Here is an 18,287-nt window from a genome sequence, read left to right on the forward strand (position 1 = left end):
GCCGTCTGTCGGTATGGGTAGAGTGCTTTCGTGGCGCGCGTGCAAGAGATCAGACCCGAGACCGACGCCGGGGTGTACACCGTCGTCACCCGGACATCGACCTACCTGCTCGACTTCGGCGAGATGACGCTGTTGCGCGCTCCCGGCGTGGGCGGCACCGACGACGAGGACTGGACCGTCAGCCGTCTGCGGCGCGACTCCGAGGACATCCCGTTGCTCGGGGTCAAGTCCTGCCGCCTCGGCGAGTCCGCCCAGTTCTGGGTGCGGGCCGCCGATGATCCCGACGTCCGCACGTGGCGCATCACCACGCCGGTCGTGTCTATCGAACAGATCGGCTGACTGCCCGATCCGCCTCCGCTCGACCAGCCTCCGCGTGCAGCGCTCGATGATGTAGATCGGTGATCGCGTCGACGAACTGTGCCGGACGGTCGCGGTGGATGTCGTGGCCGGAGTGGATGCCGTCGACGAGTACGCAGTCGGCCATGAGTCCGGCCGCCCGGCGCGCGTCCTCGTCGGTCATCGCGCCCAGCAGTACTCCGTCCTCGGAGTGCACGACGGTGTGCAGCAGCGTCGCCGGGACACGCACGCGCGCGAGAGTCTCCGCCTGGTCGAACCCGTCGAACCAGGTGCCGTCGTAGAACATCTCCCCGAAGCGGAGGTCGTAGTCGCCGGTGCCGTCCTGGATGCAGGCCGACAGATCGAACGCACGGTTCATCGTCGGCGGCATCCACCACAGCCGCGGGATCCCGTCCGGATCACGGTCGAGGCGGCGTTCGACGGGATCCCGTACGAGTCTCGCCCAGCCCGCGTCACCGAACAGCGTCCGAAGATGGCTGTGGCGAACCCAGTAACGCGTCCAGCGCATCGGTGGAACCGAGTACCCGGAGTCCGACGGTGCAGGACTCGACGTCTCGGACAGTGCGAGGTACTGGTGCATCGGACGGAAGGCGTCCCGCCACGCGAACGTGTCCGGCGCCCGGTCGGGTTCGGTGGCGAACAGCGGCGCGTCCTCGACGAGGATCGCCCGGACGAGGTCCGGGGCGGCAGCCGCGAGCCAGACCGCGAGCAGACCACCCGAGGAGTGGCCCGACACCACGGCCGGACCGCCGATGACGGTCTCGATGAACCAGCGCAGGGCGGCACCCTGGTGGCGGGCGGGGTAGCACGCCGGGTCCTTCGCGGAACCGCCGTGACCGAAGCAGTCGACGGCGAACACGTGCCAGTCCGCCGACAGCGGACCGAGGACGGGGGCGTAGTCGGTCCAGGAGACCTGCTGACCGTGGATCAGGAGGAGCGGGGGTCCGTTGGGTGGGCCTTCGGCGTAGGTGATGACGGCCCCGGCCGGGGTGGTCACGGACTTCTCGGTGACACCGCTCGCCGCGATGCGTGCTCGGTCCTTGCGGTCATAGGTGAGGTTGCGGGCCGCGTAGGCGCCGACCGCGGCCGCCGCGACACCCAGACATGCGCCGCCGACGGCAACCGCGTGACGCGCCGCCGGCACATGGATGTTCACGCGCCGAAGGGTCCCTGGCCTCGTCGCTTCAGATATCGCTCGAACTCCGCGGCCAGCGCGTCGCCGTCGATCTTGGCCATCACCTCGTCGGGATCGACCTCGGCGTCGCCGCGTTCCTCGAGGCCGCGCACGTAGTCGGCGATCTCCTCGTCGTCCTCGGTCATCTCGGTGACCGCACGCTCCCACTCCTCGGCCTGTTCGGGCAGGGTGCCCAGCGGCACCTCGATGTCGAGGACCTCCTCGACCCGGGTGAGCAGTGCGACCGTCGCCTTCGGGTTGGGTGGCGTCGACACATAGTGGGGGACCGCGGCCCAGAAGGACACCGCGGGCATGCCCGCCTGCACGAACAGGTCCTGGAGTACCCCGGTGATGCCGGTCGGGCCCTCGTAACGGCTCTCGGCGAGGTTGTACTGCGCCGCGGACTCACTGCTGTATGCCGCGCCGGTGACCGGCACCGGCCGGGTGTGGGGGGTGTCGGCGAGCAGCGCTCCCAGCATCACCGTGGTCTCGACCTCCAAGGCCTCGGCGAGTTCGACGATCTCTGCGCAGAACGCGCGCCACCTCATGTTGGGCTCGATGCCGCGCACCAGCACGATGTCGCGATCCGCACCGCGCGGACTGCAGTAGGAGATGGAGGTCGTCGGCCAGTCGATACGCCGCGTCACGCCGTCGATCTGATTCACTGTGGGGCGATTGACCTGGAAGTCGTAGTATTCATCGGAGTCGATGTCGACGAGGGGGCGGGCATCCCATTCCAGGGCCAGATGCTCGACGGCGCTGCTGGCGGCGTCCGCGGCGTCGTTCCATCCCTCGAAGGCCGCGAGCAGGATGGGTCTGCGCAGCTGGGGAAGGTTCGACATCTGCTCGGCGTTCACCGAACCAGCCTACGACCGAACACGCAGAGAGGGCGAACTACGCTGTCAACCATGTCCCCCGATAACTCCAGAACCGATCCGCGCAACTTCGACACGACGTTCATGTCGGCGATGTCGCGCCGGGTGCTGATCGGTGACGGGGCGATGGGCACGATGCTGCAGGCCGCCGATCTGACTCTCGAGGACTTCCGTGGCCTCGAGGGTTGCAACGAGATCCTCAACGACACCCGTCCCGACGTCCTCGAGGGCATCCACCGTGCCTACTTCGAGGCGGGCGCCGACGCCGTGGAGACCAACACCTTCGGTTGCAACCTCTCGAACCTCGGCGACTACGACATCGCCGACCGCATCCGGGAGCTGGCCTACAAGGGCGTCGCCATCGCCCGCGGCGTCGCCGACGAGATGGGGCCGTCCGCCGACGGCACCGACCGCTTCGTGCTCGGTTCGATCGGTCCGGGGACCAAGCTGCCCAGCCTCGGGCACACCACCTTCGCCGCGATCCGCGATGCCTACCTCGAATGTGTCATCGGCATGCTCGAGGGCGGGGCCGACGCGGTGCTGATCGAGACCTCGCAGGACCTGCTGCAGGTGAAGTCGGCGGTGGTGGCCGCGCGTCGCGCAATGGACCAGGTGGGTCGTCGGATCCCGATCATCACCCACGTCACGGTCGAGACGACCGGCACGATGCTCCTCGGTTCGGAGATCGGCGCGGCGCTCGCGGCACTCGAACCGCTCGGGATCGACCTCATCGGGCTGAACTGTGCGACCGGACCGGCCGAGATGAGCGAACACCTCCGGTACCTGTCCAAGCACGCCCGGATCCCGGTGTCGGTGATGCCGAACGCGGGCCTGCCTGTTCTCGGAGCCAACGGTGCCGAGTACCCGCTGACACCCGAAGAGCTGGCGCAGGCGATGGCGCAGTTCGTCGGCGAGTTCGGCCTGCAGTTCGTCGGTGGCTGCTGCGGCACGACACCCGAGCACATCCGGCAGGTCGCCGAGGCCGTCGCGCAGGTCGAGCCTGCGGTGCGCAACCCTGAACACGAGGCGGAGACGTCGTCGCTGTACTCGGCGGTGCCCTTCGACCAGGACGCCAGCTTCCTGGTCATCGGCGAGCGCACGAACACCAACGGCTCCAAGGCGTTTCGTGAGGCGATGATCGCCGGGGACTATCAGCGCTGCCTCGACATCGCCAAGGACCAGACCCGCGACGGCGCCCACATGCTCGACCTCAACGTCGACTACGTCGGCCGCGACGGCGCCGCGGACATGACCGAACTCGCCGGACGTTTCGCGACGTCATCGACGCTGCCGATCATGCTCGATTCCACCGAGCCAGAGGTGATCCGGGCCGGACTGGAGGCGCTGGGCGGGCGTTGTGCGGTGAACTCGGTCAACTACGAGGACGGCGACGGCCCGGACTCGCGCTTCACCAAGATCATGCAGCTCGTCGTCGAGCACGGCGCGGCGGTCGTCGCACTGACCATCGACGAGGAGGGCCAGGCCCGGACCGCCGACTGGAAGGTGAGTGTCGCCGAGCGGCTCATCGCCGACATCACCGGCAACTGGGGTCTGGCCGAAGAAGACATCATCATCGATGCGCTGACCTTCCCGATCTCCACCGGGCAGGAAGAGGTGCGCGGCGACGGCATCGAGACGATCGAGGCCATCCGCCGCCTGCACGAGTCGCATCCGGACGTGCACTTCACGCTGGGCATCTCCAACATCTCCTTCGGTCTCAACCCGGCCGCGCGTCAGGTGCTGAACTCGGTCTTCCTGCACGAGTGTGTCCAGGCCGGCCTGGACACCGCGATCGTGCATGCCTCGAAGATCCTGCCGATGGCGCGGATCCCCGAGGACCACCGTCAGGTGGCCCTGGATCTGATCTATGACCGCAGACGCGAGGGTTACGACCCGCTCCAGAAGCTGATGGAGCTGTTCGAGGGTGTCTCGGCGGCGTCTGCGCGTGAGTCGCGGGCCCAGGAGCTGGCGAAGCTGCCGTTGTTCGAGCGCCTCGAACGGCGCATCGTCGACGGCGAGCGCAACGGACTGACAGACGATCTCGACGAGGCGATGACGCAGGTCCCGCCGCTGTCGATCATCAACGACACCCTGCTGTCGGGCATGAAGACCGTCGGTGAACTGTTCGGTTCCGGCCAGATGCAGCTGCCGTTCGTGCTGCAATCCGCCGAGGTCATGAAAACCGCTGTCGCCCATCTCGAACCGCACATGGAAGCCACCGGCGAGGACGGCAAGGGCCGCATCGTGCTGGCCACCGTCAAGGGCGATGTCCACGACATCGGCAAGAACCTCGTCGACATCATCCTGTCCAACAACGGGTATGAGGTCGTCAACATCGGCATCAAGCAGCCGATCGCGACCATCCTCGACGTCGCGGCCGACAAACGCGCCGACGTGATCGGGATGTCGGGCCTGCTGGTGAAGTCGACGGTCGTGATGAAGGAGAACCTCGAGGAGATCAACTCGCGCGGCCTTGCCGACGAGTACCCGGTCCTCCTCGGTGGGGCGGCGCTGACGCGTTCCTATGTCGAGAACGACCTCTCGGAGACCTACGAGGGCGATGTGCATTATGCGCGTGACGCTTTCGAGGGTCTGCGCCTGATGGACGACATCATGGCGCTCAAGCGCGGCGGCGGACCCGACCCGGACAGCGAGGAGGCCAAGGCCGCGGCCGCGAAGGCTGCCGAGCGCAAGGCCCGCCACGATCGATCCAAGCGCATCGCGGCCAAGCGGAAGGCTGCCGAGGAACCTGTCGAGGTTCCCGCCCGGTCGGATGTGGTCGCCGACAACGACATCCCCACGCCGCCGTTCTGGGGCTCACGGATCGTCAAGGGCGTCCCGATCGCCGAATACATGCAGCTGCTCGACGAGCGCGCTCTGTTCCTCGGCCAGTGGGGGCTTCGCGGCGCCCGCGGCGGTGAGGGTCCGTCGTATGAGGACCTCGTCGAGTCCGAGGGCCGGCCCCGGCTGCGTTACTGGATCGACCGCCTCTCGACCGAGAACATCCTGCAGCACGCCGCGGTGGTCTACGGCTACTTCCCGGCCGTCAGCGAAGGCGACACGGTCCACGTGCTCACCGAGCCCGACCCCGATGCCCCGGTGCGGTTCAGCTTCCGGTTCCCCCGCCAGCAGCGGTCCCGTTTCCTGTGCATCGCCGACTTCATCCGGTCCCGCGACGACGCCAAGGCCGCGGGCAAGGTCGACGTCATGCCGTTCCAGCTGGTCACCATGGGTCAGCCCATCGCCGACTTCGCCAACAAGCTCTTCGCCGAGGACGCCTACCGCGACTACCTCGAAGTGCACGGCATCGGTGTGCAGCTCACCGAGGCGCTCGCCGAGTACTGGCATCAGCGGGTGCGCAGTGAGCTCAAGTTCGGCGACCGCGCCATGGACAGCGAGGATCCGGAAGACGCACAGGGTTTCTTCGATCTCGAATACCGCGGCGCGCGTTTCTCGTTCGGTTACGGCGCCTGCCCCGATCTCGAGGACCGCGCGAAGATGATCGAGTTGCTCGAGCCGGAACGGATCGGCGTGCAGCTGTCGGAAGAGCTGCAGCTACACCCGGAACAGTCCACCGATGCGTTCGTGCTGCATCACCCGGAAGCCAAGTACTTCAACACCTGACGCCGATGGCGGCTCTCGCCGCTGTGGTCAGAGACCGCTGAAGAGTTCTTCGAGGCGTTTCTCGATGACCGACGATGCGGGAGTCGTAGGCGTCGTACGAGTCGTAGGAGTCGGCTGGTCGGCCGGGTCGGCCATGACGAATCGTTGGTCGATGATGCGGCGGGCGTGCAGGCGGGGTGTGTACGGGCGTGGGGTATCGCCGGACGTCTGGGGTCCGTGGATCTCGTCGCGCACATCTTTCAGATGTGAGGCCAGCCGATCCGGGATATCCGGTCGCCGGTTGATGCGTTCGGGGTTGGGCGGTGCTCCCGGCTCGGCGTTGAGTCGCCAGACGCAGCGGCCTTCGTCGGATCCGTCGCGGAGCATCCAGGTGGTGTACTGGCCGGGTTTGTCGCCGACCATCCGGTTGTGTCGCGGGCAGGCGGGAGTCAGGTCGGTGATGTCGGTGAGTCCGCCCAGGCTCCAGTCGAGTTGGGCGTGATGCATCTCGACCTGGGAGGCGGGTTGCCCACAGCCGGGTGTGGAGCAGACCTCGCCATCGGGGCGGGCGAAGGAGACGAGGCGCTGATCGCGGGTGGCGAGGCGTTTGCCGTGTCCGAAGTACAGCGGGACGGCGGTGGTGTCCTTGAAGACCGCGAGGTAGGGCTGGGCGTCGGCAGCGAGCTCGATGACGTCGGCGATCGGCATGACTGTTCCGGTGACGGTCGTGGCGAGGCCGGCTTCGCGGATGAGGTCGTTGAGGTCGGCTTTGACGATGAGCTGGACCGGTAGGCCGCGGTGAGTCCGGCCGAGGAGGCCGTCTTCGAGCACGGCTTTCAGCAGCGCGTTGAAGGCGTCGTGGTTGATCTGGGCGGGTGTGCGCAGGTCGCGCGCGGCGGCAACCTTGACCACCGCGGGGTCGGCGTCTTCGAACGAGCCGTGCGGACTGTCCGGGTCCTCGGGATTGTTCATACCGGGTTTGGCCCACACGGCGAGCAGCATCGTGACCCGCGCGACCAGCTCGGGGGTGAGGGTGGCCGACATCTTTGCGGTCCCATCGGCACGCTGCCGATTCACCCAGAGGTTGCGGCGTCGTTGGCGGTCGGTGTCGTCGGCCAGGGTGCCGTCGGGGTCGAGATGGGCGATGAGACGTGCCCCGAGGTCGGTGATGTCGGCGGGGGTGTGGGCGACGGCGATCTCGGTCATCTGTCGTTCGGCGGCGACCTTCACGTCATGTTCGACGGCCAAGGGGATGTCATCCAGCACATCGACGACGGCTCGCACGTGTGCGGTGCCGACGGCGCCGTCGGCGAACGCCTTGGCCAGTGTGGGGTGGTCGGGTTCGAGTGGTTCGCCGAGATGATCGGAAAACGTGGCGAGGGCGTTCCGTTGTTTGTTGCGCCGCAACGGATCAGACACGCGCAGCCGGTGGGTCATGAACGAGGTGATACTGCGGTGTCCGGTGGTGCCGGAAAGGTCACGGTTGATGATCTCGACCATCTGCCGGTCCCCGGCGTATGTCACTCGTGCGATGGCGCGCTCGGTCGCGGCGGCCACCTCGACGAGCTCGGCGTCGGAACACCGGGATAGGTCGGTGGTCTGCAACTCCGTGGTGATCCGGTGTAGTTCGGCCACCAACTCCGACGCTCGGGACAGTGGCGTGTCAGTGTCGCTGGGCAATTGCGCTGTGTCGGACATGACGGTCACCCCCCGGAGCCGTTGGTTCGAATGTAGGTTCGAGGATACCAGCGAATCCATTGTGCCGCAATGATTATCAGAGGTCACTGAGGTCTGGTTCGGTGTCGGTGCCGTGTGGTAGAGGCCCGATCCTCACCATCATCGGAGCCGCACCGTTCACAGCGCCGCGGCCATCACTCCTGGCCGGCCAGTATCTCCGTCAGCTGCGGAACGATCTGCTTCTTGCGCGAGACGATGCCCTTGCCGAACGCGTGACCGTCGACGACGGTGACCCCGAGTGCGCGTTCGACGGCATCGACCGGTTCGCCGACGACCATCAGGTCCGAGTCGCAGGCGATGACGTCGGTGATCAGCAACAGGTACAGGTCGTACCCGGCGGACTGTTGCTCCGCGCGCATGGCCGTGAGGAATTCGTCGCGACGGTCGAGGACCTCGCCGGAGTCGACGGTGGTGAGCTGCGCGACACGCACGGTCGACGAGCCCATGGTGAAACTCTTGGCGTCGCGGGTGATGATCGTCGACGCCGCGTCGTCACCCAATGCTGTTCCGGCACGCAGTAATCGGTTTCCGTAGTCGGCGAGATCGACGCCGGCGATGGTCGCGAGTTCCTCCGCGGCGATGCGGTCGGCGTCCGTGGTGGTGGGGGAGTTGAGCAGCAGGGTGTCGGAGATGATCGCCGACAACATGATTCCCGCGGTGTCCGGTGGGATGTCCACGCCGTTCTCGGCGTACATGCGGGTGAGGATCGAACACGTGCACCCCACCGGCTCGACGCGCATGTACAGCGGGGCGGTGGTCTCGAAGTTCGCGACGCGGTGATGGTCGATGACCTTCAGAATGGTGACCTCGTCGAGGTCGGCGACGCTCTGTTGCCGTTCGTTGTGGTCGACGAGCATCACCTCCGACGGCGCGGCCCGCTCGATGACCCGCGGCGCGTCGAGCCCGAAATGGTCCAGCGCAAAGGCGGTCTCGCGACTGGGATGGCCGAGCGCCACCGCCTCGGTGTCGGCGCCCAGTGCCGCTTCGAGGCGAGCGAGCCCGATCGCCGCGCCGATGGCGTCGGAGTCGGGATTGCGGTGTCCGAACACGAGGATCTTCGACATGGTGGTCTGCTTCCGCTCGGCGCTTTTTGCTCCGACTCAGCCTACGGCGGGTGACGTCATCTCGTCAGCTGCTCGACGAGCAGGAGGACACGGTCGGCATCGTGGTCGGGCCGGAGGCGAGCGCCTCGGCGGAGTGTGGCCAGACCGCGCGTGGGATCAAGGCCGAAAAGCCATTGCCGACCGATAGTTGTATTCCTACAATCGTTGTATGTCTGCAACGGAATCGGTGACACCCACGCCGACCGAGGTCTGGTTCACGATGAACAGCCTCGTGCGAGACCACGCGAAACAGTCGCAGGGCCGCATCAGCGAGATCATCGACATCCCGTTCAGCAGGTTTCGTGCCCTCCGCAGGGTGGCCGTACGGCCGATGACGCAGCGCGACCTCGCCGAACGTATGGGAGTCGACGCCCCGGCGATGAGCGGGATCGTCAACGACCTCGTCAAACGAGGCCTGGTGACGCGCGAGACGGACGCGTCCGACGGCCGGTGCAAGCGCGTGACCATCACCGACGCCGGCCGTCGGGTGGTCGAGGAGGTCACCGGCAACCCGGACACCGCGCCCGAGATGTTCGCCGCACTCGACGACACGCAACTCCGGCAGCTCGACCGGCTGCTCGATCTGCTGCGCCAGGCGGCCGAGTCGTGAAGGCAGCCCTGTCATGAAGGCAGCCCGGTCATGAAGGCGACCCTGTCATGAAGGCGACCCTGTCATGAAGGCGACCCTGTCATGAAGGCGACCCTGTCATGAAGGCAGCCCGATCATGAAGGCGGCGCTGTCCGTCCGGTCGGCGAACGCCGAGCTCACCCGTAGGGACCGGTCCGTCATCCTGGCGACCTGCTGTCTGAGCCTGTTCATCGTCGGCCTCGACCTCTCCGCGGTCAATGTGGCCTTGCCGTCGATCGGTTCCGATCTCGGCGCCACGCCGTCGCAGCTGCAGTGGGTCATCGACTCCTACACGCTGGTCATCGCCGGCCTGCTGATCTTCGGTGGTTCGCTGGGTGATCGCCTGGGGCGCAAGCGGATCTTCCAGCTCGGCCTGCTCGTCTTCGGCGTTGCGTCGATCCTCTGTTCGCTGGCCCCGACCCCGGAGACCCTCATCGGCGCCCGGATGTTGCAGGCCGTCGGCGGGTCGATGCTCAATCCCGTTGCGCTGTCCATCGTCACGAACGTCTTCACCGATCCACGCGAACGTGCGCGGGCAATCGGACTGTGGGGCACCGCGATCGGGGTGAGCATGGCGTTCGGTCCGGTTGTCGGAGGCGCGCTGGTGTCGGGGATCGGTTGGGAGGCGATCTTCTGGCTCAACGTTCCGGTCTGTCTGCTCGCCATCGTCCTGAGCGCCCGTTTTGTGCCGGAGTCGAAGGCCGAGCGGGCACGCCGCGCCGACCCGGTCGGGCAGGTGCTGATCCTCACGTTCCTGGCCACCCTCACCTTCGCCATCATCGAAGGTCGACCGCTGGGCTGGGGATCGGCGCCCGTCATCGCATGTTTCGTGGTGTCCGCGTGCGCACTGGTCCTGCTCGTCTGGTTCGAGGGCCGCCGCGACGAACCCCTCCTCGACCCGCGGTTCTTCGGGAGCGTGCCGTTCACCAGCGCGGTGGCTTGTGCCGTCATCGCCTTCGCCGCAACCGGCGGTTTCCTGTTCCTCAACACGCTCTATCTCCAAGAGGTTCGCGGTATGTCGCCGCTGAGCGCCGGGCTGATGACCTTGCCGATGGCGGTCGCATCCGCGGTCTGCGCGCCGATCGCGGGCAGGCTGGTGGCCGACCGCGGGGCGCGGCTGCCGATGGCGCTCGGCGGTGCGTCCATGGGCCTCAGCGGCCTCATGCTGGCGGTCACGGCCGACGACACCAGCCTCTGGTATCTCGGGGCGTCGTATCTGGTCTTCGGCCTCGGTTTCGGTCTGCTCAACGCGCCGATCACCAACGCGGCGGTGTCGGGAATGCCTCGCACGCAGGCCGGCTTGGCGTCGGCGATGGCGTCGACCGGCCGGCAGGTCGGCACCGCGCTCGGCGTCGCGGGGTTCGGTGCGGTGGCCTTCGCCGGACTGAGTGGTTCGGTCGCCGACGGGCTCGCGACCGCTGCTCAGCCGGTCTGGCTGATCATGGCGCTGTGCGGGCTGATCGTCGTCGTACTGGCCGTCGTCTCGACCGGCACCTGGGCGCAGCGCACCGCGGCCAGGACCAGGGCCCGGATCGAATCCACCTCCGGCACCTGGCTGGTGTGAACGCAGGTGCGACCGCGTTCAGCCCTGTCCGGAGATCTCCGACGCCGAGGTCCGCTCCGGTCCGGCCGCCGGGCGACCCGTTGCGTTCCACAACTCAGCGTTCCACCACTCGGCGATCCGCTGCGCGATCGTCTCGGGTGTCCTGACCCAGCCGACGTGGCTCGTGTTGCCGCCTGGTGGACACTGCGTGTTGTCATACCGCCAGTGCGTCAACGCATCCGGCGCGAACGCGGCATCGAAGGCCCGTGCGGCGGCGTCGGTCACGATCTCGTCGTCGTCGAGGCGGATCGACAGGGTCGGCGTCTCGATGCTGCCGTCGAGTGCGAAGGGCGCCCGCCCGGTGAGGACCATGTGCGCCCATTCCCGCATCAGCGTGCGGGGCGTGGGACCGCCGAAACCCTGGCGCGGCCAATGCCCGACGATCCCCGACACCGGTGGAACGGCGGCCGCGACGGCGCCCAGCGGCACACCGCGCAGCCCGTAGTGGCCGAACCAGGGGACCGACGCACCGACGGCGACGATGCCGTCGGGTGTGTGGTCGGCGGGCGTTCGGTCGGCGGTCTGGGCGACCTGTGCGGCGAGTTGGGCGCCCAGGCTGTGGCCGATCACGAGGACCCAGGTGCGCGTGGTCTCGGTGTGCGTGGTCTCGGTGTGCGTGGTCTCGGTGTGCGCGGCGTCGGCGCGCGACCTGGCGACGGCATCGGCGAGGTCTGCGGCCTCGTCGGCGTAGCCCCAGTCCGTGGTCCGCGACGGCGGCACCGAACCCTCCTCGATGCCGCGACGGGCGACGACTACGGCGTCGAACCCCTGCGCACCCAGAGCGTCGATCAGGCGGCGGTACACCCGTGCCGGGACGCCCATCGCGGGGGAGATGAGGACGGTGGTGTGCCCGGTGTCGGCGGTGTCGGTCATGGTCTCCAGCGTGACTGCCCCCGGGGACGAGCACCACTACCCATCAGGTAGTGGTTTCGCTTCGGGCCGATCTGGATAACGTCGGAGGATGATCGATCGCAAGGGAGCGGTACATGTCCGACGTCACTGATTACTCCGAGACCTGCGCCCGTCTGGCCGAGGCCGCCGTGGACCGCGGGGTCCACATCGCGGTGGCCGAATCGTTGACCGGGGGCAATCTCGCCAGCGAGCTGAGCAAGGCGCCGGAGGCCGGCACCTGGTTCCGCGGGGGCGTCATCGCCTACCACGAAGACGTCAAGTTCGGGCTCCTCGAGGTACCGGAGGGTCCGGTCGTCAGCGAACCGGCCGCCCACGCGATGGCGGCGACCACCGCCAAACTCTTCGACGCCGAGATCGTCGTGGCGGTCACGGGTGAGGCCGGGCCGGAACCCGACGAGGCCGCGGCTGGCACGGTGTGGTTCGGACTGGACAACCGCGGACGGGTCAGCACGAGTCGCAAGGAGTTCGACGGGGAGCCCGAGGAGGTGCTCGCCCAGACCATCGGCCACGCGCTGGAACTCATCGGGACGTGCCTGGAGGTGTGAGCGGTCGGCCGGGGCCGTTACCTTCGAGGTGGTCGTCCGGCGGCGCGCGCGGCCCTAGGATGACCTCATGGCCGTCGAGGTGGGAACCATGCTCGCGCAGTGGCGGTCTCGCCGGTCCATCAGCCAGCTCGACCTGGCCTACGAGGTAGGGGTCTCGCCCAAGCACCTCAGTTTCGTGGAGACCGGCAAGTCCCGCCCGAGCCCGACACTGCTCGACGCACTCGCCGAACGCCTCGACATCCCTCTGCGCGAACGGAATTCGCTGCTCCTCGCAGCAGGTCACGCTCCGCGCTACAGCGAGCAACCCCTCGACGCGGAGACGATGTCGCACGTCCGGGCGTCGGTCAAACGGCTGCTCGACGCGCACAACCCGAACATGGGCATGGCGCTCGACCGCACCTGGAACGTGGTGCTGGCCAACGACACCGCCCTGGCGCTGCTCAGCCTGCTCCCGGACGAGCTGCAGACCCGCCCGGTCAACCTGTTCCGGGTCTCGTTGCATCCCGACGGATTCGCCCGGATGACGCACAACTTCGACGAGTGGGCGGGTTACCTGCTCGATCTGCTCCGCCGGATGACCCGCATCACCGGAGACGAGCGTCTGGCGGCGCTGGAACGAGAGGTCTCGGCGTACCCGACCGTCTCCGCGATCGACGCCGGCCTCGTGCGCGACCGCACAGAACTGCTGGTGCCTCTGGAGATCGAACTGGGGGATCAGCTGCTGTCGTTCTTCAGCACCCTGACCACGTTCGGGTCGCCCCGCGACGTCACCCTCGACGAGCTCACCATCGAGCTGTTCTACCCGGCCGACGAACCCACCGAACGTTGGGTTGAGAAGATGCAGGGGTGACCGACGCCGATTCCTCCGACCCGACAGCACCACGACCGGCCGCCGTCCTCTGGGACATGGACGGGACCCTGCTGGACTCCGAGCCGATCTGGGACATCGCGATGGCGGAGCTGGCCGCCCGGCACGGCATCGTTCTGACCCCGCGCCTGCGGGCGTCGACGCTCGGCAACTCGTTGCCGGATGCGCTGGCGAAGGTCCACGACGCGGCAGGTGTGCCGGCCGCCGACCGGGGCCCCGACGCCGACGGGCGCTGGATGCTCGACCGCGTGAACGAGCTGTTCGCACAGGACCTCCCGTGGCGTCCCGGTGCGCGTGAGGCACTGGACCTGGTGGCCGGCGCCGGTATCCCGATGGTCCTGGTGACCAACACGGTGCGTGAGCTCACCGAGGTCGCCCTGGAGACCATCGGGCGCGGACGCTTCGCCGCCACCGTGTGCGGCGACGAGGTGGCGGTGGGGAAACCGGCCCCCGATCCCTACCTGCGTGCCGCCGAACTGCTGGGTGTGCCGCCTGCGGAGTGTCTGGCCGTCGAGGACTCGCCGACCGGGACGCAGGCGGCCACGGCGGCCGGATGCCCGACGCTCGTCGTCGAATCGGCCGCGCCCGTCGAGCCCGGTCCGTTGCGTGTGTTCCGGCCCTCTCTGGTCGGGCTGGGGCTCGACGACATCGCCGAGGCATGGACCGGCGGTCTCGCGCACATCACGACATGCCAAAATGAGGAATCGTGAAGACTTTCGAGGAGCTGTTCGCCGAACTCAGCGACAAGGCGCAGAGCCGACCCGAGGGCTCGGGTACGGTTGCCGCTCTCGACTCCGGTGTGCACACCCTGGGCAAGAAGATCATCGAGGAAGCCGGCGAGGTGTGGCTGGCCGCCGAGCACGAGTCCGACGAGTCGCTGGGCGAGGAGATCTCCCAACTCATGTACTGGCTGCAGGTGATGATGATCAAGCGGGGTCTCTCGCTGGAGGACGTGTACCGACATCTGTGACCGGACGACCCGGTCCGGACCCGTTCCACAGATCGCCGCACGACCTCCACCGCTCAGTTGAGCGCCACCCCCACGAAAAGGACATCGAGATGCTGAGAGTGGCCGTACCCAACAAGGGTGCGCTCTCCGAATCCGCGTCGGCCATCCTCTCCGAGGCCGGCTACCGCAGACGGACCGACTCCAAGGACCTCACGGTCCTCGACAACAACAATGACGTCGAGTTCTTCTTCCTCCGCCCCAAGGACATCGCGATCTACGTCGGGTCCGGTCGCCTCGACCTCGGTATCACCGGTCGCGACCTCGCCCTGGATTCGGGTGCCGAGGTCGGTGAACAGCTCGCCATGGGCTTCGGGTCGTCGACCTTCCGTTACGCCGCACCCGCCGATCAGCAGTGGAGCGTCACCGATCTCGCAGGCAAGCGGGTCGCGACGTCGTACCCGAACCTCGTGCGCGCCGACCTCGGCTCGCACGGCATCACCGCCGACATCATCCGCCTCGACGGCGCGGTGGAGATCTCCATCCAGCTCGGCGTGGCCGACGCGATCGCCGATGTGGTGGGCTCGGGGCGCACGCTCCGCCAGCACGGTCTGGCCGCGTTCGGGGAGTCACTGTGCGACTCCGAAGCCGTCCTGATCTCCCGGCGCGACGCCGCCCTGACCAAGGCCGAGAAGCAGTTCGTCGCCCGCGTCCAGGGTGTGGTGTTCGGCCAGCAGTACGTGATGATCGACTACGACTGCCCCAAGAGCCTGCTCGAACAGGCGTCGAAGCTCACCCCGGGCCTCGAGTCGCCGACCGTCGCCCCGATGGCCGATCCCGACTGGGTCGCGGTACGCGCGATGGTCCCGCGCCGGGATCACCAGAACCTCATGGACGAGCTCTCCGAACTCGGCGCCAAGGCCATCCTGGCCACCGACATCCGGTCCTGCCGGTTCTAGACCGGGTCGGGAACGGAGCCTCCGCTACCGCTACCCGCCCACTGCGCTGAGCATCAGGGTCTGCGCCGACCGGCCCATGTGCCCCGACGCGTCGTAGAGGTCGGCGAAGGTGCTGCCGAAACCGTCCGGCCCGGCGATCATGTGTGCGTCGATGCCCACCCATGGTCCGCTGGGCACCCGGGTCAGGTGGACGGTCGTGTCGGTGTTCATCCAGGTCCAGCGGTTCGGCCGGAGACGTGTGCCCAGCCCGTTGGCGACGTCGATGACCGTGAACATCGACTCGAGGTCGGTGGTCTTCTCGCCGGCGACGAGTGGGATGGCAGGGCGCAGCCACACCGCGGGCGTCTCGCCGTTGCGGCCCTCCACGCGGGCGGACTCGATCGTGCCGATGAAACCGAGGGTGCCCCAGTCGACCGCCTCACCGCTGTCGTCGGGGAACCCGATGACGGGCTCGAGCTCGTCCGGCAGTGGTGTCAGGGGAGCGGGACCGTTCGCGATCTCGGCGGTGTCGGCACCACGCAACCGCCAGCCCACCGACCGAGCCGCGGCACGGTAGGAGCCGTCGGGCTGCTGCACCTCGAGTTCGGTCTCGACCAGGCTGATCTGGCGACCGGGACGGACGACGCGGGCGCGAATCCTGTTGACGCCCAAGCCCACCGGGCCGAGGATCTCGGTGGTCACGCGCGTCAGGTGCAGTAGCGGATCCGGTGCGCATCGCAGCAGCGAGCGCATCATGAGTCCGGCGGGCGGACCGCCGTGCTGCATCGTCGGCGACCACACGCTCAACGTGGCGTCGGTCGGTCGGAAGTACTCGTAGTGCTCGTCGCGTTCTTCGGCGCCGACGAGGACGGCGCGTCGATCGGTTCGTAGTACCAGCTCTCCACGCAGCCAACTCTATGACCATCGACATAATGGCCGGCGGCGGGGTGTGTCGGGTGTTTCCGGTCAGACAGCGAAACCCGGCGGGGGTCCGGGGTACGGCGGGATCTCGCCGCCGAACTCGGGGCAGCGGGCGTGGTGTTCGCAGAACTTGCAGAGCCACGAGCGGCGGGGACGGAAGTCCCCGGAGGCCACGCCGGCGCGGATCGCCTGCCAGATCGCGCGCAGGGTGCGCTCGAAGCGGAGGAGTTCGTCGTGGTCGGGGTGGTAGATCAGCTGCTGCCCGTCGGAGAGGTACATGAGCTGCAGCCGTGCCGGTACGACGCCGCGGGTGCGCAGGATGGCGAGTGCGTAGAACTTCATCTGGAACAGGGCCTTGGCCTCGTAGGCCTGGCCGGGGGATCGACCGGTCTTGTAGTCGACGACGCGGATCTCGCCGGTCGGGGCGACGTCGATGCGGTCGATGAAACCGCGCATCAGCATGTCGTCGGCGTCGATCTCGACATGCTCCTCCACCGCGTCGGCATCGAAAGCGGTCGGGTTCTCCATCGTGTAATACGTGGCGATGAGCTTCTGGGCGTCGGCGATGAAGGCCTCGTGCCCGTCGTCGCCGATGATCTTCGCGAGTTCGGGGTCGCCCTCGCACAGAGCGGCCCAGGCGCCCTCGACGAGCAGCTCCGCCGAATCCTGGGTGCGGAGTTCGGCCGGCATGTCGAACAGGTTCTCCAGTGCGGCGTGAACCACGGTGCCGCGGGTCTGGGCGGCGGTCGGCGTCTCCGGGAAACGGTCGATGGCGCGATACCGGTAGAGCAGCGGGCACTGTTTGAAGTCGGCGGCGCGCGACGGCGACAGCGCGAGCGGCCGGCCGACGATGCCGCGCGCGGCGTCGGCCGGCGGCGTGACCGGGCCGTCGGTCGCGGCGCTGGTCGAAGGGTCCCCGGTACCGGTCATCGTCCTCACATTCGCAGAGTAGGCCGTGGTCCCGACAGTGTGCCTCCAGCGACACTCGGCGAGAGCTCCCGGCGACGTCGGGTAACGTCCTCACGGCCCACGAACCCGGCCTCGTCTCGCGATCAGCGGATCCGGCCGGAGTTCGGAGAAGTTCACGAGAGGAAGTACCAGTGCCCACCACCGGACCGTTCGCCGTCGGCGACCGGGTTCAGCTGACCGATGCGAAGGGGCGCAAGTTCACGGTGCTGCTCGACGAGGGCAAGCTGTTCCACACGCACCGCGGCGCGATCGCCCACGACGACCTGATCGGGTCTCCCGAAGGCAGCATCGTCTCGGCGACGAGCGGCACCCAGTACCTCGCCCTGCGACCGCTGCTCGTCGACTATGTGCTGTCGATGCCGCGCGGCGCCCAGGTCATCTATCCCAAGGACGCGGCGCAGATCGTGCTCGAGGGCGACATCTTCCCGGGTGCCCGCGTACTCGAGGCCGGCGCAGGCTCGGGTGCCCTGACCTGCTCGCTGTTGCGCGCGGTCGGCGGCGACGGCGAGGTGGTCTCCTTCGAGATCCGCGACGACCACGCCGAGCATGCGGTCCGCAACGTGGAGACGTTCTTCGGCGGCCGCCCGGACAACTGGCACCTCACCGTCGACGACCTCGCCAACATCGATCGCGACGAGCGCTTCGACCGGATCATCCTGGACATGCTCGCGCCGTGGGAGCAGCTCGACGCGGTGCGCGCGATATTGAAACCAGGCGGAGTGTTGACCGTCTACGTGGCGACGGTGACGCAGCTGTCCCGGGTGATGGAGGCCTTGCGTGAGCAGGGCTGCTGGACCGAGCCGCGTGCGTGGGAGACCCTGCTGCGCGAATGGAGCGCGGTCGGTCTCGCGGTGCGGCCCGAACACAAAATGCAAGGCCACACGGCGTTTCTCATCACCGCGCGCCGCCTGGCCGACGGCACCACCACCCTGCGCCCGCAGCGCCGTCCCAGCAAGGGCTGAACAGGCGCGCGATCGACGGTGAAACGTCGCGAATACGTTGCGAAGCCGCACATTTAACACACCGTCAACACCTCCGGATGCGCGGCGGACGGCGATTCGGCGTCGCTCCCGGTAGCGTAGGGATACGGCGCGAGCATTCCGATCGA

Annotated in this window: 17 protein-coding genes; 10 read left to right on the top strand and 7 right to left on the bottom strand. The window is 67.9% G+C overall.

Going from position 1 to position 18,287, the window contains the following annotated elements; genetic code table 11:
* Positions 1–30 precede the first annotated feature (30 nt).
* Positions 31–339 (top strand): hypothetical protein, encoded by a 309-nt coding sequence (locus tag H1R19_RS11730; protein ID WP_188329295.1) that lies wholly within the window; start codon positions 31–33, stop codon positions 337–339.
* Here the strand turns inward: H1R19_RS11730 and H1R19_RS11735 are convergent.
* The gene (locus H1R19_RS11735; RefSeq protein WP_219849089.1) at positions 320–1,513 is read right to left on the bottom strand and encodes an alpha/beta fold hydrolase; all 1,194 of its coding nucleotides are present in this window, start codon (positions 1,511–1,513) and stop codon (positions 320–322) included. The genes H1R19_RS11730 and H1R19_RS11735 overlap by 20 nt on opposite strands.
* Positions 1,510–2,388, bottom strand: coding sequence for a PAC2 family protein (locus H1R19_RS11740; RefSeq protein WP_188329297.1), 879 nt, complete (start codon positions 2,386–2,388; stop codon positions 1,510–1,512). The genes H1R19_RS11735 and H1R19_RS11740 overlap by 4 nt, the downstream gene beginning before the upstream one ends.
* 51 nt (positions 2,389–2,439) lie before the next feature.
* Between H1R19_RS11740 and metH the strand changes: the two genes are divergently transcribed.
* Entirely contained in the window at positions 2,440–6,030 is a 3,591-nt protein-coding gene (gene metH, locus H1R19_RS11745) for a methionine synthase (RefSeq protein WP_219849090.1), read from the top strand.
* A 27-nt stretch (positions 6,031–6,057) separates the two neighbouring features.
* Here the strand turns inward: metH and H1R19_RS11750 are convergent, their stop codons facing one another.
* On the bottom strand, positions 6,058–7,707 hold the full coding sequence (locus H1R19_RS11750; protein WP_219849091.1) for an HNH endonuclease signature motif containing protein: 1,650 nt from the start codon (positions 7,705–7,707) through the stop codon (positions 6,058–6,060).
* A 173-nt stretch (positions 7,708–7,880) separates the two neighbouring features.
* A complete protein-coding gene (locus H1R19_RS11755) occupies positions 7,881–8,810 on the bottom strand; it encodes a manganese-dependent inorganic pyrophosphatase (protein WP_219849092.1) in 930 nt (309 codons plus the stop codon).
* Positions 8,811–9,018: 208 nt separating this feature from the next.
* On the opposite strand from H1R19_RS11755, the gene H1R19_RS11760 reads away from it, so the two are divergent.
* Both H1R19_RS11760 and H1R19_RS11765 read left to right on the top strand, forming a co-directional pair.
* Positions 9,019–9,459 (top strand): MarR family winged helix-turn-helix transcriptional regulator, encoded by a 441-nt coding sequence (locus H1R19_RS11760; RefSeq protein ID WP_188330145.1) that lies wholly within the window; start codon positions 9,019–9,021, stop codon positions 9,457–9,459.
* A 115-nt stretch (positions 9,460–9,574) separates the two neighbouring features.
* Positions 9,575–11,041, top strand: a complete 1,467-nt coding sequence (locus H1R19_RS11765; RefSeq protein ID WP_219849093.1) for an MFS transporter — start codon at positions 9,575–9,577, stop codon at positions 11,039–11,041.
* Positions 11,042–11,059: 18 nt separating this feature from the next.
* Here H1R19_RS11765 and H1R19_RS11770 read toward each other — a convergent pair whose 3' ends face one another.
* On the bottom strand, positions 11,060–11,953 hold the full coding sequence (locus tag H1R19_RS11770) for an alpha/beta fold hydrolase (protein WP_219849094.1): 894 nt from the start codon (positions 11,951–11,953) through the stop codon (positions 11,060–11,062).
* A gap of 113 nt (positions 11,954–12,066) precedes the next feature.
* Here H1R19_RS11770 and H1R19_RS11775 point away from each other — a divergent pair, with 113 nt between their 5' ends.
* From H1R19_RS11775 to hisG, 5 genes are all read left to right on the top strand, one after another.
* A complete protein-coding gene (locus tag H1R19_RS11775; protein WP_188330147.1) occupies positions 12,067–12,537 on the top strand; it encodes a CinA family protein in 471 nt (156 codons plus the stop codon).
* Positions 12,538–12,604: 67 nt separating this feature from the next.
* Positions 12,605–13,387 carry a helix-turn-helix transcriptional regulator gene (locus tag H1R19_RS11780; RefSeq protein WP_219849095.1) on the top strand — a complete coding sequence of 261 codons (783 nt, stop codon included), beginning with the start codon at positions 12,605–12,607 and terminating at the stop codon, positions 13,385–13,387.
* Positions 13,388–13,443: 56 nt separating this feature from the next.
* Positions 13,444–14,115, top strand: coding sequence for an HAD family hydrolase (locus tag H1R19_RS11785; protein WP_188330472.1), 672 nt, complete (start codon positions 13,444–13,446; stop codon positions 14,113–14,115).
* Entirely contained in the window at positions 14,112–14,375 is a 264-nt protein-coding gene (locus H1R19_RS11790) for a phosphoribosyl-ATP diphosphatase (RefSeq protein ID WP_188330149.1), read from the top strand. Before H1R19_RS11785 ends, H1R19_RS11790 begins: the two co-directional genes overlap by 4 nt.
* Positions 14,376–14,464: 89 nt before the next feature.
* Complete coding sequence (hisG, locus tag H1R19_RS11795; protein ID WP_188330150.1) at positions 14,465–15,310, top strand: ATP phosphoribosyltransferase; 846 nt, start codon at positions 14,465–14,467, stop codon at positions 15,308–15,310.
* A 30-nt stretch (positions 15,311–15,340) separates the two neighbouring features.
* Here hisG and H1R19_RS11800 read toward each other — a convergent pair whose 3' ends face one another.
* Together H1R19_RS11800 and H1R19_RS11805 are read right to left on the bottom strand one after the other, a co-directional pair.
* Complete coding sequence (locus H1R19_RS11800) at positions 15,341–16,090, bottom strand: thioesterase family protein (RefSeq protein WP_372631334.1); 750 nt, start codon at positions 16,088–16,090, stop codon at positions 15,341–15,343.
* Positions 16,091–16,255: 165 nt separating this feature from the next.
* On the bottom strand, positions 16,256–17,140 hold the full coding sequence (locus H1R19_RS11805) for a RecB family exonuclease (RefSeq protein WP_219849096.1): 885 nt from the start codon (positions 17,138–17,140) through the stop codon (positions 16,256–16,258).
* A 170-nt stretch (positions 17,141–17,310) separates the two neighbouring features.
* Between H1R19_RS11805 and H1R19_RS11810 the strand changes: the two genes are divergently transcribed.
* The gene (locus tag H1R19_RS11810) at positions 17,311–18,141 is read left to right on the top strand and encodes a tRNA (adenine-N1)-methyltransferase (protein ID WP_188330153.1); all 831 of its coding nucleotides are present in this window, start codon (positions 17,311–17,313) and stop codon (positions 18,139–18,141) included.
* Positions 18,142–18,287 lie beyond the last annotated feature (146 nt).

Origin of the sequence: Gordonia jinghuaiqii (assembly GCF_014041935.1) — a bacterium.
In the GTDB taxonomy this organism is placed as follows: Bacteria; Actinomycetota; Actinomycetes; order Mycobacteriales; family Mycobacteriaceae; genus Gordonia; species Gordonia jinghuaiqii.

What these genes read in the sequence shown, in the direction of transcription:
- H1R19_RS11750 (WP_219849091.1), bottom strand. Translation starts at nt 7,707, where the DNA reads ATGTCCGACACAGCGCAATTGCCCAGCGACACTGACACGCCACTGTCC.
- metH (WP_219849090.1), top strand. Translation starts at nt 2,440, where the DNA reads ATGTCCCCCGATAACTCCAGAACCGATCCGCGCAACTTCGACACGACG.
- H1R19_RS11770 (WP_219849094.1), bottom strand. Translation starts at nt 11,953, where the DNA reads ATGACCGACACCGCCGACACCGGGCACACCACCGTCCTCATCTCCCCC.
- H1R19_RS11785 (WP_188330472.1), top strand. Translation starts at nt 13,444, where the DNA reads ATGGACGGGACCCTGCTGGACTCCGAGCCGATCTGGGACATCGCGATG.
- H1R19_RS11755 (WP_219849092.1), bottom strand. Translation starts at nt 8,810, where the DNA reads ATGTCGAAGATCCTCGTGTTCGGACACCGCAATCCCGACTCCGACGCC.
- H1R19_RS11765 (WP_219849093.1), top strand. Translation starts at nt 9,575, where the DNA reads ATGAAGGCGGCGCTGTCCGTCCGGTCGGCGAACGCCGAGCTCACCCGT.
- hisG (WP_188330150.1), top strand. Translation starts at nt 14,465, where the DNA reads ATGCTGAGAGTGGCCGTACCCAACAAGGGTGCGCTCTCCGAATCCGCG.
- H1R19_RS11760 (WP_188330145.1), top strand. Translation starts at nt 9,019, where the DNA reads ATGTCTGCAACGGAATCGGTGACACCCACGCCGACCGAGGTCTGGTTC.
- H1R19_RS11780 (WP_219849095.1), top strand. Translation starts at nt 12,605, where the DNA reads ATGGCCGTCGAGGTGGGAACCATGCTCGCGCAGTGGCGGTCTCGCCGG.
- H1R19_RS11805 (WP_219849096.1), bottom strand. Translation starts at nt 17,140, where the DNA reads ATGACCGGTACCGGGGACCCTTCGACCAGCGCCGCGACCGACGGCCCG.
- H1R19_RS11775 (WP_188330147.1), top strand. Translation starts at nt 12,067, where the DNA reads ATGTCCGACGTCACTGATTACTCCGAGACCTGCGCCCGTCTGGCCGAG.